Source organism: Dyadobacter sp. CY343 (assembly GCF_021390335.1).
Taxonomy (GTDB): Bacteria; Bacteroidota; Bacteroidia; order Cytophagales; family Spirosomataceae; genus Dyadobacter.
The window spans coordinates 412,392-425,382 of sequence record NZ_JAJUXK010000001.1 but is presented as its reverse complement, the minus strand read 5'-3'; the positions used below and the strand labels follow the sequence as shown (position 1 = coordinate 425,382).

Below are 12,991 nucleotides of genomic sequence, written 5' to 3'. Positions count from 1 at the left end.
AACGCGCTGGCACAGCTATTTAACGGCTTTGCTTTAAAATGACACAGCTATGGAAATGATAGAATTGACAGAAGAATTGATCAGGACAGCAGAGGAGCGGTCGAAAGGACAGCCTTATCCTCATTTTGCAAAAAACCTGAAAGCGATCGGGGTAGATAATTATGAGATCCGCGTGAGAGATCATGCGCGTACCTATACTGCCAAAAATGGCGACAAGCTGCATATCCCAGGCGACTATCCCGAATTTGAATGCGCAGAAGCTTTTGAACTCGAAGAGGTGAAAAAAGCGATCAAGAGAAGTCAGGACGGCGAAATTGACTATCAGACTTTCTTAAGGGAGATCGGCGCAGCAGGCATTCACACCTACGTCGCCGACCTTATGGGCATGACGATTATTTATCAGGGGCCGAACTCTGAGTATGAATATGAAGAGTCTATTCCGGAAGTATAGCCTGGGGCGTTATCGCTCAGGCTATACTTTTTTGAAGCTGCTCCAGATGTGAATCGTTGAAATCCAGGTGGGTTACAAAACGGACCAGGCCTCGCCCAAAAGTAACAGCAAGTATCCCGAGCTCCGCGAGTTTTTGCACATATTCAACTTCTGAGATCCCGTCCGCTAACCTGATGATCACGATATTGGTATCAACGGGGAATACAGCTTCCACTTCGGCTTTTACTTCGAATATCTTCCCGATTTCTCTTGCGCGTGCATGGTCTTCCTTCAACCTCTTCACGTGGTGGTCCAATGCATAAATACCTGCCGCCGCCAAAAAACCGGCCTGCCGCCAGCCCCCACCCATTGATTTCCGGAAACGGCGGGCCTTACTGATCGTTTCTTTTGATCCGAGCAACAGCGAACCTATCGGACAACCAAGTCCCTTGGACAAACAAATACTGATACTATCAAAAACTTCCCCAAACTGACGCGGCGTCTCGCCGGTTTCTACCAATGCATTAAACAATCTGGCTCCGTCGAGGTGAAGGGGAATACCCTTTTCGTTACAAACCTGCCTGATCGCCTTTATTTCGTCAAAATCATAATAGCTTCCGCCCCCTTTGTTCATGGTATTTTCCAGTGAAACCAGGCGGGTTACCGTGGAGTGAATATCGTGCTCCGGACTAATAGCAGCCGCTACCTGACTTGCAGTGAGCCTGCCTTTGTCACCATCCAGCAGCTTCACCGACGAAAGCGAATTGAGCATAATGCCGCCGCCTTCGTACAGATATATATGCGAATATTTGTCGCAGATCACGTCGCTGCCTGGCTGGGTATGAAATTTGATAGCCAGCTGGTTAGTCATCGTTCCCGAAGCGCAGAACAGTGCATCTTCCATTCCAAAAAGCTCCGCAGCCTTTTCCTGCAATGCATTGACGGTAGGATCGTCGCCCATTACATCGTCGCCCACGGTGGCTTCCCACATTGCCTCCTGCATTTCCCGGGTCGGTTTCGTAACGGTATCACTGCGTAAGTCAATTTTCATTATGAATACATTTAAACCGATATATTGCATTCAAAATACGAAATATGGACTTCGAAGAGTATCTGATCACGAAAAAGATTGACGTAAATGCCTTCAAAAAGGCCGATGCGGCACGTTTTGAAGAGTGGAGCAGCATTTTTCAAACGATGCACCCGGAAAGTTTTACGCAGCACAAAAAATTCCTGATCAATGAGATCAGAAGAAGATACCACCTGAAAGAAGACTAGGACGGGCTCGTTAACCTTTCATTTCTTCCATAATCTTCATCAGGATACCGACCGTTTTTTCAGTCTGCTCTTTGTTGGGCGTCGTGTCCCAGTTGCCCACAATCCCGTTGCTTCCAATGTAAATACCGTCTTTTCTTGAAATAAAATTGGCTCCCTGGGTGTAGAGTTTGTAGTTGATATCACTTTGGGGAATAAGGCACGAAAGCTGGCCGGAAACGGGTGTCAGCTCTTCGTCATTGAAAACCGGCTTGGCGCCAAGTCCCATACAATTGACCACAACTTTCTCGGGTAATGCGTCAATATCTTCCAGTTTTTTAATTTCCTGGATCTTCACTTTCCCGCCAAACATCGTGAAGTCCTGCAACTGGTGACGAAGGTAAGTCGGGATATTGAACATGATATTCGAGCGCCGCGTCACATATTCCGCTCTAAAAGGGTGCTCTTTTTTGTCCAGCCTTACGCGTTCCGGCAGCAAACCTTCTATTTCAAAATCCTCCCCGCCTGCGCCCGGCGTATAAACAGGTGCCTGGTGAAAAACGCTGTATTCCTCTGCCCAGCAGGCAATGTCATTCATACCTAACAAAAACTGAAAACGCCGGTGCGAAAAGCGCGTCGCTTCTTCCCAAATCGTCTTAAATTCCGGCTTAGCCACATTTTTATCACAAACCCGCGATGCCGGCGACCAGGTACCTGTCGCCAGGTTGCTGGTAATATTAGGCGGTACATCTTTGGTATAAATTGTCACTTCGCATCCACTTTCCTGCAAGAGTCTGGCAGTAGCAATGCCTACGGTTCCACAGCCGATCACCGCCACTTTCTTTTCTCCCGTTTTGAGTACATTGTTGCGCGCGATATTACCTGTTCCCCAAGAAAGCGACCAGCCGCTTCCGCCGTGCCCGTAGTTATGAACCAGCGTTTTGCTACCCAGCTGCTCCACGTCAAGCCTCGGCCCCGAAGCCCGAAAAGGCCGCAAGCCCACTGTTTCCTTCACGATCCTGTCCATCGAAAGCCGGAGCTTGGGAATCTGGTGGTAGCCCCGACTGATGTGAAAATGTTTGTCAGGATATTGCAGCTGCGTTTTAGGTGCACAGGCAGACACGATCGTGCCTAATGCAAAACTGGCGGGAATTGCTTTTTCGAAGAAGTTTCTGCGGTTCATCAGGTCAAGGTAAAATAAAGCTGTGTCAAATGAGATACTGTTATTTTTAATATTAAGAAATTATCTCTTGCGTATTAGTATCAACTCAAAAGAATATTTCTATCACAAGCGTTTAATCCAATTATTACTTTACATCTTCCCAGTAGCACAACATCTGTTTGTTACTTAATGCTGGAAAGTGAAAAAGGCGCGCTCACAGGTTCCGTTGCCCACTTCGTATTAGGTTTGGGTCCCATTTGTAAAACCAGCTTCCCTCCTTTTACGATTTCCTGATGGGTAAGATAACTGCGGTTGAAGGGTTTACCATTCAAAGTCGCCGACTGAATATAAGGCGCATTATCCGACACGCCATTTGCTACAATACTAAATTTACTTCCCTTCGTACCCCTGATCGTAATTTCCTCAAAAACCGGGCTGCCGATCACGTACTGTTCTATACCTGGCGTAACCGGATAAAAGCCCATCATACTGAAAGCAAGCCACGCCGACATTTGCCCTCCATCTTCATTACCGCTCAGTCCGCCCATACCGGTGTCGTATTCATCACGGATGATCTTCCGCGTCCACTGCTGCGTTTTCCAGGGCTGTCCGGCGAATGCGTACAGGTACGCAATCTGGTGGTTCGGTTCGTTTCCGTGCCAGTAGTGTCCGTGATTAAAAAGTGTATCAAGTTTATCAATAAATGCCTTTTTTCCACCTATTAACGCTTGTAAACCTGCTATATCCTGCGGCACAAACCAGGTATATTGCGCAGGGGAGCCTTCGGTAATAAAGCTGGCGCGTTTTGCAAACGGGTCGAAATCTGCGATCCACTGGCCGTCCGCATACCGTCCGCGCGCATAACCTGTGCCCGGATCGATCACGTTTTTGTAATTCAATGCGCGTTTCCGCAGCTGCTGTGCGTCGCTGGTATTGCCGGTTGCAGCAGCCAGTAACGAAAGACAAAAGTCGTCGTAAGCGTATTCCAGCGTCCGTGAAACCTGCTCGCGTTTGTGAAAAGCCAGCGGAACACTGTCTTCCAGGGGCACGTAATGGTATTTAAGATAAGAATCCAGCGCTCTCCTGCCCATTCCCGACGCATAGCTCTTCGCATCCGTGTTTACTTCAAATGCATTTTTGCGCAGTGATTGATAAGCCGAGTTCAAATCGAAGTTGCGGACATTTTTACTGTAAGCATCAGCCACCACCGACATTGCATGGTCGCCTACCATAGCCGCAGTATAATGGTTCCAGCATGGAAAAATAGGCATCCAGCCGCCCTGCTCGGCTTTTTTTACAAGCGACTGTATCATATCGCCGGCTTTTACCGGTTCCAGCAAGATGCCGAGCGGCATTGCTCCGCGAAAAGTGTCCCACAAACTAAAATCGCAGTAGTAGTCAAAACCGTCTGCTTTTTGCAGCGGCGTGCCGCCTGCGAAAGAAGGATATTGACCGTCAGCGTCAGAGAAAAGCCTCGGCGCAAGTTTGGTACGATACAATGCGCTGTAAAACAGCTTTTTATCATCTTCACTACCTTTTACCTCCACTTTCCCAAGCGCCTCGTTCCATATTTTCTCCGTCGAGATTTTTATTGTTTCAAAGTCCTTGTTCCCGATCTCCTTTTCCAGGTTTCGCCTCGCTCCTTCCAGACTGGTAAAGGAAGTCCCGATCTTAACCGTGACCGTTTGTACCCCCTCACCAAAACCCACATACGCACCCAGCTTTTCACGATTTCCTTTCCCCGACATTACTCTTCCCATCGGGCTCAAAGTATCTTCCAGCCACACACCCGACTGAACGATCTTTTTATCAAACTGCATTACAAAATACCCGCTGAAACCAGCCGGCTCCCCGGTGCCCTGGTAAATCCGGTGTACGGGATTGTAACCTACCACTTCTCCCTTTTCAGGAAAGATCTCCACAGAACCCTGTCCCTCGTCGCTATTCGGCTCAATAATCACGAAAGATTCACTGCCACTTTCAAAACGAAAGCGCATTACCGCGGCCCTGGCAGTTGCTGTAACTTCTGCATCTATTTTTTCATCTTCAAGGTAAGCCCCGTAATAGTTTGGCGCGCTGCGCTCTTTTTCGTGTGAAAAAGTACTCGCCCGCAATTCCGAATTCGTCACCAGTTCGCCCGAAACCGGCATGATCGTGAGCGTGCCGTAATCCTGCACGCAGGAACCATTGAGCCAGTGCGTACCCCGAAATCCCTGGAATTTCTGATCTGTATAATAGTAAGGTGCAATGCATTTGGTCTCCGTCGATCGCGTTTGGGGCGTCCATTGCGTCATCCCGTTCGGTACTCCGACTGCCGGTATGGTTTGGCCTTTAAGTTCGCTGCCCGCTTCACTATGTGCCTGCGCGCTTTCAGTTGTAGACGGAGCTGTGCCAATCCGCGTTTCAACGTATTGAACAGGCATTTTTTGAGCAAAAACGGCTGGACAAATGATCGCAGCGAATGTAAAAAGGGTAAAAAAGGAGATAAATTTATATTGCATAGTCAGGCTTATTGGCTTTCAAAGTCGGAAGATCGAGAAAATAATGCTATGTTGGACGAACATCATATTCTGCTCCATATATGAATATCCACATCATCGATACCGGCTTTTTTAAACTCGACGGAGGCGCGATGTTTGGCGTAGTCCCGAAATCACTCTGGAACAAACAAAATCCAGCTGACGAGAAAAACCTCTGCTCGTGGGCAATGCGCTGCCTGCTGATTGAGGATGGGGAAAAGCTGATTTTGATCGACACCGGGATGGGCGACAAGCAGGACGCGAAGTTCTTCGGGCACTATGACCTGCACGGCGACGCGACGCTGATTTCTTCTATTCAGAAAAAAGGATTTGCGCCGGGGGATATTACCGATGTACTATTAACCCACCTGCATTTTGATCACGTCGGCGGCGCGGTGCGTTTTCAGGACCAAGCTCGCCTGGTACCCACTTTCCCGAATGCAACTTACTGGTCGAATGAGGCGCATTGGGAATGGGCGGTCAATCCAAATCCGAGAGAAAAAGCTTCTTTTTTAAAGGAAAATATACTTCCTCTGCAAGAATCGGGACAATTGAAATTTATTCAGGACAATGTTTCCCCTTTTGGTTCAATGGATTTTTTGTACGTAAATGGGCATACTGAGCAAATGATGCTGCCCGTGATCACTTATAAAGATCAAAAGATCATTTACGTAGCTGATCTGCTTCCCTCTTCATTTCACATTCCGCTCCCCTGGATTATGAGCTATGATATGCGCCCGCTGCAAACGATGGACGAAAAACAGGCTCTGCTTCAAGATGCGGCCGATGGAAATCATATTCTCATTTTCGAACATGATCCGATATACGAAGCGGCGATCGTGGAACAGACAGAAAAAGGAATACGGATAAAGGAACGGGGTAAATTAAGCGATTTTATCAGAAGCTAAAATGAAAATCGGTCTGGTACTATCGGGAGGCGGCGCGCGTGGAATTGCGCATTTAGGGGTTATTCAGGCTTTGTTTGAAAAAGGTATCAAGCCCGATGTGATCAGTGCTACGAGCTCCGGCGCATTCGTCGGGGCGATGGTAGCTTACGGATACCAGCCGGAAGAAGTGCTCGAAAAAATTATTCAGACCAGCTTTTATCCCTATTTAAGACCAGGTTTCGGAGCGACCGGCTTGCTGCAAATGAAGCGGATTGAAACGGTGATCTGCCAGTATATTCCTGAAAATTCCTTCGAATCCCTGAAAATTCCGTTAGTACTGAATGCGACCGATATCGTTTCGGGTGAGACTGTACTATACAGCAGCGGCGACCTTGCATTGCCGCTGCTGGCCTCCTGTTGCATTCCCGGACTTTTTAGTCCTATTCAGATAAATGGCCGCGATATGGTCGACGGCGGGGTATTAAACAATCTGCCCGTCGAGCATATGGAGGGCGAAGCGGATATTATTATCGGTAGTCACTGCAATCCATTCAGTCTCGACAAACCTTTAAAAACAACTACCGAGATCGTATACAGAAGTCTGATCCTGGCCATGCACGCCAAAAACCGCGAGCGCTTCAAAAAATGCAACCTTATGATAGAACCACCCGCCTTGAACCGGTTTGGGATTTTTGATTTCAAGAAAGCGAAAGCGCTTTTTGAAGTAGGGTATGTCTATACGACTAAACTATTGGAAAACCCGACCAACAGAGATCTAACAATTAATTAACCTAGTAAATCCAAAGTTATACTTTGGATTTACTAGGTTATTACTTAGATTGCATGATGGTAAATCGCATTATCCAATCTATAATTGAGGAGCGGCTGGCGAAGACGCCGGCGGTTGCAATTCTTGGTCCGAGGCAGGTCGGGAAAACCACACTGGCAAAAAGCCTTGCGACTTCAAGTAAAAAATCCTTCACATATCTTGATATAGAAAACCCAAGGGACCAGGTGAAACTGAGCGATCCCTACACTTTTCTTGAAAATCAGAGCGCAAACTGCGTGATTATTGATGAGATCCAATTACAACCAGAACTATTTTCACTACTACGGCCATTGATAGACGCCGAGCGAACGCCAGGAAGATTTATTGTTTTGGGTTCTGCTTCACCTGCCCTGATCAAGGGCGTTTCGGAATCGCTTGCCGGCAGAATCTCCTATATTGAATTAACCCCAATCGGATTACCGGAACTGCCTGATGAAATCCCGATGCGTGACCATTGGTTCAGAGGTGGATTTCCGGAGGCTTTACTTTCCGGAAATGACAAGGAAGCCACCAAATGGCTGGACGATTTCATTCGAAGTTATGCGGAAAGAGACTTAGCGCACCTTTTTAGTGTGGAGCTGGTGCCGACAACCTTACGTAATTTCTGGAACATGCTTGCTCATTCGAATGGCAATCTATGGAATGCTGAAATCTTCGCGAGGTCTCTTGGGGTTAGTGCTCCAACTGTTTTGCGGTACGTAAGTTTTTTAGAGGGCGGATATATGGTCAAACGCCTTCAACCCTGGTTCGTAAACGCTAAAAAAAGATTGATTAAATCCCCCAAAGTATATGTTCGTGACACTGGCATTCTGCACCGGCTACTGAATATCCCTAATGCGGAAGAGCTGTCAGGACATCCGGGAGTCGGTGCTTCCTGGGAAGGATATGTTATTGAGCAAATTTATCAACGGGCTCAACATGACATTAATATGTTCTTTTACAGGACCCAGACCGGAGCCGAGTGTGATCTGATTTTGGTCAGAGGAATTACGCCGGTCGCATGTATCGAGATTAAGTTGAGTAATGCTCCCACAGTCTCCCGAGGTTTTATAAGTTGTACTGAGGATTTAGATCCTGCATATAAATTTATCATCACGCCGGGAAGTGACACTTACATTACAAGTCACAATGTCAAGATTATCAGCCTAATTGATTTTCTTGAAAAAGAGTTAAGTAAAATTTAATCGCGGCGTTCTAAAGTCCCGATCACCCATTCCCCAACCTGCTGCCCCTGCTTTTGCCCGTTGGTAATTGCGTCCATGAAGTGTATTCCGCCATAAAATCTGGACATACCTGATTCAAGCGCGGCGGCCATGAAAGAAGGAAATCTGCGGGCTTTTAAATTGAACCGCTCTTCCACTGAATCGGTATAGGCAAAATTTTCGCCGAAATAATGCGTCAGAATAACTGCCGAGCAAGTCGAGATCACGGAATGCCCGCTGAGGTATTCGGGGAAAGGCGGAGTTTGAAGGAATGGCGTCCAGGTCGGATCGATATACTTGCGGATCGCCGTTTCGGGGCGGATTCGGTTGCTTCTGTACTTTTCGTCCCAGCAAGTCATAAAACTGTCCATTAGCCCGATCGCGACCGAGGTATTGATGAGCAGTGTTTTGCTGAAATCCGTTTTAGCTTGCCGGCAGGCAATATCCGTGATCCCCATCCAATGCGCGCCCGGGGAGATTTTCTTCATGCCTACCAATAAATGTCCCTTATTTTCCAGTGCAAACGGATTACAGTCCCAGAAAGCCGCAGTAACCCGGTGTTCCTGCTCCAATTTGTCATCGTAATTCTGCTGCATCAGTTTAAAGAATTCTGAATTCTTATTTTCCGAGAACGCTACCGGCGGAGGAGGAGGAAATTGAGAGGCGGAATCGAGCGTAAATGGTCGAACAGTTGCAAAATAGGGCTCTACCGGCGGAAAATAGCCCGGCGGAGTCGGGTACCAGGTGCCTGGCGTCCTGCGCGGCTCGTACCTTGGGAAGTTGCTGATCAGGTTGTATTTGTCTGCTTTCGCGTATTTCAGGATCTGCTTGCTGATCTCTATTCCATAAGTTTTGGAACCAGCCAGAACCTCCTCTTTCCAGCCCAGCGTCCTGCATGAATCGACCAGTTTATCCTGGTATTTCTGCAAAAGTGCGCCGGAGGGTTGCATTTTCTTGGCGGTTTCCAGCATCGCCATGATCGCCGCGAGCTGGTAGGAATAAGTTTCAACAGCCGGTTTCACGATTTCAGGAAAACCGTTTAAAACGCCGTTCATGCTTTTGAATGCGGTATCATGCTGCGCCACAACTTCATATCCCGCCAGACAGGCATAGGAAAAAAAGCGGGCACTCAGCGGCGGGTTTGTCACGTCGTGCACCATCACGTCGGTCATTTGCAGCGTCACTTGTCCTATCGCGTCCGGACTTACAAAATGCTCCTTCCGCTCTTTTGCGCAACCAAACCACAGACAAACGGAGACGAGTATTAAAATGATCTTACTGAACTGTTCCAACCTGATATGCTTTTATTTCCTTCTGATTTATTCCAAACAACAACTTATTACCCACCGGCAAAACGCTTCTCACATCACCTTTTAATGTAAATCCCGAATCGTTCTGACGAATATAGCTGAACTGACCTTTGCCATTATTTTTTAGCAAAACACCATAATTAGCGTCATACTTTCCAAAACGCAGGCGCGCCTTGCTCACATTTCCGCAAAGCAGCAGGTCTTTCGTCCCGTCGCTATCATAATCGAGGCTGGTGATGGTGTAAACTGGTGAATTCTGAACTTCCAACGGCAGCGCTTTTTCAACAAACTTCCCGGCCGCATTGCCTTCGAAATAAGCCGTTTTCAAATAATTGGATTCCAGCTCTTTCGCTCCTTCAAGTTCTTCCGGCGTGAATATCTCTTTAACCGAAGCATCCGCATAACTATTGTAATCCTGAAAACGGGTTCGCATAATGCTCATTTGATCCAGCATTTCGTCGCGCGTCACATAAGGATAACTTTTCCCCTGAATGTAAAAACTCATGATCGGATCGACGGACCCGTTGTCGTCAAAATCTTTGTAAAGCATTTGTACCGGCTCTTTGTCGCTGGCTTTGCATTGCGTATTCAGACCCAGATTTCCGATCACCAGATCCTGTTTTCCGTCCCCATTGAAATCATCTACGAGTATTTTATTCCACCAGCCTTTGTAAGGTTTGTCGAAATAATCGGTCGTTTTATTTTCCAGTTTTCCATTGGTATTGATCAGTACTGTCACCGGCATCCACTCTCCTACCAATATAAGATCCGGTTTTTTGTCATTATTAAGATCTGTCCAGGCTGCGTCGGTAACCAGTCCGATCCTTTCCAGGTCGGCATTCCAGCTTTTGGTTTGATCTGAAAAATTACCTTTTCCGCCATTGATCAGAATATAACTTCTGGGCGCCTCGGGATACCTGCCCGGAATGACGCGCCCCCCCACAAAAAGGTCCAGTTTAGAATCTCCATTCAGATCGGCAACACGCACGCAGCTCGTACTAGTGAGCATTTTAGGTAATGCAGTAGTGTTTTTGGTTAAATTTCCTTTTCCGTCATTGATATACAGCCGGCTTTGCAGCAAGAGATCTTCGGGCATAAAGCTCGCATAGCCGCCGCTGCACACAAACAAATCCTGAAAACCGTCACCATTTGCATCAAGAAAAACTGCGTCCACATCTTCCGACTGCTTGTCCGCTTCAAATGCAGCGACCGGCTTGTTTGTGAATGCGCCGCCCTTTTGCTGAATGTATAATTTCGAAGGTTCCCCGGCGCCGCCGCCTGCAAAAACATCTTCCAGCCCGTCGCCATTGATATCGCCTTTTACCAAACAAGGTCCTGAAAACGAGATCGGATTGATAAGGAGGGGCTGTCTTTTGAAATCGTTTGTCTGGCTGGACGCGCTTTTGAATGCGATCGGCGAAGTAATGGGAATGAATATTGGGTTGCTATTTTTCGTCGAGGGCCTGGTCGCCTTTGCATTGCTCTCGGCAAGTATCAGTTGCTGGTTGATTTTAGGCAAAATCAATTTTTGCTGCTTACCGCTCAGCCAGGTAATCGAAAGCGAATCAATGCTCGTTTCTTTTCCCAAACCGAAATGCAAAATTGGTGAAACGCTGGACTGGTAACCGCGTGTCGGCATTTGTTCGAGATATTGTTTCTGGCCTTTCTGGTAAATGATAACCTTTGCGCCAGCGCCCAGTGTATTCTTTCCTTCGCCTTCGAGTTTGATTTTTAAATAGTTGTTTTTCAGCAGCTTATCTCCATCATTTTGGTAAATAAATGCTGGTTTATTGATGTTATTGACGATCAGATCCAGATCACCGTCGTTGTCCAGATCCGCATAAGCCGCTCCGCCGCTGTTTGACACTTCTCCCAATCCCCAGCTGTCGGCTACATTGCTGAAAGTAAGATTTTTATTATTTTTGAAAAGATAGTTTTTCATATTGGAAGAAGGCATTTGGTAGACCATTTGCAGCACATCTTCCCGCTTCACCTGACCCTCTATCCGTTTTAAATGGTCGCCCATAAATTTGACAAAATCCATATTGGTGAAGTCCCGGAGGTTACCATTGGTGATAAAAAGGTCTTTCCAGCCGTCATTATCATAATCAGCAAACAGCGACGCCCAGCTCCAATCGGTATTCGAAACGCCCGCAAGCTGACCTATTTCTGAAAAAACAGGAACCTTAGAACCTTTGCCCGCGCCCTCGTTCAGTTGCAGCATATTTCGCATATACTGGTGGTGAAAGCCGACTTTTACATTGAAATCAAACAATTCATAATTGTCGAGGCCCGCGAGGAGCTTCTGCCTTCTGTTATCTTCCGGCAGCATATCGAGCGTAAAAATATCCGGCAGCCCGTCGTTGTTGAAGTCGGCAATATCGTTTCCCATTGATGAATGTGAAGTATGCCCGATCCCTTCTCCGATCACGTCCGTAAACGTCCCGTTTTTATTATTGATATACATAAAATCAGGCACCGAATAGTCGTTGGAAATGTACATATCCTGCCAGCCGTCCTGGTTAATATCGGCAATACCAATGCCCAGCCCATAAGTAAGCGGCGAGCTGAGAATGCCAGCTTTTTCGGTGATATCGGTAAAAATCGGTTCACCGCCCTTCTGATCGTTACGAAATAATCTTACTCCTGTCACCGGATCATTCTTCTTTAAAATGTCCGCAGTACTGGCTTCATCAAGGATCGGCAGCGACTTGGGATTATGATTGAGCAGGAACATATCCAGATCGCCATCTTTGTCAAAATCAAAAAAAGCGGCCTGGGTACTGTTGCTGGGATCGCCTAAACCATATTTATATGCCACCTCTTCAAACTGAGGAATTCCATTTGCGCTATTTCCTTTATTTATAAAAAGCTGGTTCCTTAGACTTTCAGGAGATACATTTCCGGAGTAACAAACGTAGATATCCAACTTTCCATCCCCGTTTACATCGGCCATCGTCACGCCTGTTTTCCACGGTTTTTCTCGGCCTCCTACCCCAGCCTGAGCTGTAATATCTTCAAAAATCATACTCCCTTTATTGAGGTATAATTTGTTGGAAACCATATTACCGGTGAAGTAAATATCGTCGAGCCCGTCGCCATTTAAATCGCCGACAGCCACGCCGCCACCGTTATAGAAGTATTCATACATCAACACATTGGTGTTCAAACCTTCTGTCAATGTATTTGCAAAATCGATCTTGGTTTTTTCCGGCGCGAGCAGCGTAAAAAGTGTCGGCCCGGTGTTCTCTTCCGGCTTTTCCGTCTCCGCGTCTTTTTTGCAGGAAGCGAGCGTCAAACCGAATAGCAATATCAAAATACCCGATTTCCAGGATGTGGCGCTCATCATAACAGCGAACTAGGATTATTAGTAGGGATAGAAAAAAGAAACTATGTCT

At 46.9% G+C, this 12,991-nt stretch carries 10 protein-coding genes; 5 read left to right on the top strand and 5 right to left on the bottom strand.

All coding sequences use genetic code 11. From position 1 onward, the window contains the following. Positions 1-49: 49 nt before the first annotated feature. On the top strand, positions 50-451 hold the full coding sequence (locus LZG94_RS01670; RefSeq protein WP_233790244.1) for a DUF1398 domain-containing protein: 402 nt from the start codon (positions 50-52) through the stop codon (positions 449-451). Positions 452-467: 16 nt separating this feature from the next. Here LZG94_RS01670 and LZG94_RS01665 read toward each other — a convergent pair whose 3' ends face one another. Beyond that, positions 468-1,481 (bottom strand): low specificity L-threonine aldolase, encoded by a 1,014-nt coding sequence (locus tag LZG94_RS01665; protein ID WP_233790243.1) that lies wholly within the window; start codon positions 1,479-1,481, stop codon positions 468-470. Positions 1,482-1,525: 44 nt separating this feature from the next. Here LZG94_RS01665 and LZG94_RS01660 point away from each other — a divergent pair, with 44 nt between their 5' ends. After that, complete coding sequence (locus LZG94_RS01660) at positions 1,526-1,708, top strand: hypothetical protein (RefSeq protein WP_215233850.1); 183 nt, start codon at positions 1,526-1,528, stop codon at positions 1,706-1,708. A 10-nt stretch (positions 1,709-1,718) separates the two neighbouring features. On the opposite strand, the gene LZG94_RS01655 is transcribed toward LZG94_RS01660, so the two are convergent. Both LZG94_RS01655 and LZG94_RS01650 read right to left on the bottom strand, forming a co-directional pair. Then, complete coding sequence (locus tag LZG94_RS01655; protein WP_233790242.1) at positions 1,719-2,867, bottom strand: FAD-dependent oxidoreductase; 1,149 nt, start codon at positions 2,865-2,867, stop codon at positions 1,719-1,721. A 161-nt stretch (positions 2,868-3,028) separates the two neighbouring features. Beyond that, positions 3,029-5,347, bottom strand: coding sequence for a GH92 family glycosyl hydrolase (locus tag LZG94_RS01650; protein ID WP_233790241.1), 2,319 nt, complete (start codon positions 5,345-5,347; stop codon positions 3,029-3,031). 80 nt (positions 5,348-5,427) lie between these two features. Between LZG94_RS01650 and LZG94_RS01645 the strand changes: the two genes are divergently transcribed. The 3 genes from LZG94_RS01645 to LZG94_RS01635 are packed head-to-tail and all read left to right on the top strand — an operon-like array spanning position 5,428 to position 8,265. Then, positions 5,428-6,273, top strand: a complete 846-nt coding sequence (locus LZG94_RS01645; RefSeq protein WP_233790240.1) for an MBL fold metallo-hydrolase — start codon at positions 5,428-5,430, stop codon at positions 6,271-6,273. 1 nt (position 6,274) lies between these two features. Further along, complete coding sequence (locus LZG94_RS01640) at positions 6,275-7,042, top strand: patatin-like phospholipase family protein (protein ID WP_233790239.1); 768 nt, start codon at positions 6,275-6,277, stop codon at positions 7,040-7,042. A gap of 23 nt (positions 7,043-7,065) precedes the next feature. Continuing rightward, the gene (locus LZG94_RS01635) at positions 7,066-8,265 is read left to right on the top strand and encodes an ATP-binding protein (RefSeq protein WP_233790238.1); all 1,200 of its coding nucleotides are present in this window, start codon (positions 7,066-7,068) and stop codon (positions 8,263-8,265) included. On the opposite strand, the gene LZG94_RS01630 is transcribed toward LZG94_RS01635, so the two are convergent. Both LZG94_RS01630 and LZG94_RS01625 read right to left on the bottom strand, forming a co-directional pair. Beyond that, complete coding sequence (locus LZG94_RS01630) at positions 8,262-9,575, bottom strand: vanadium-dependent haloperoxidase (protein WP_233790237.1); 1,314 nt, start codon at positions 9,573-9,575, stop codon at positions 8,262-8,264. The two genes, LZG94_RS01635 and LZG94_RS01630, sit on opposite strands and share 4 nt — an antisense overlap. Beyond that, entirely contained in the window at positions 9,559-12,942 is a 3,384-nt protein-coding gene (locus LZG94_RS01625) for a VCBS repeat-containing protein (RefSeq protein ID WP_233790236.1), read from the bottom strand. Before LZG94_RS01625 ends, LZG94_RS01630 begins: the two co-directional genes overlap by 17 nt. Between the last annotated feature and the right edge of the window lie 49 nt (positions 12,943-12,991).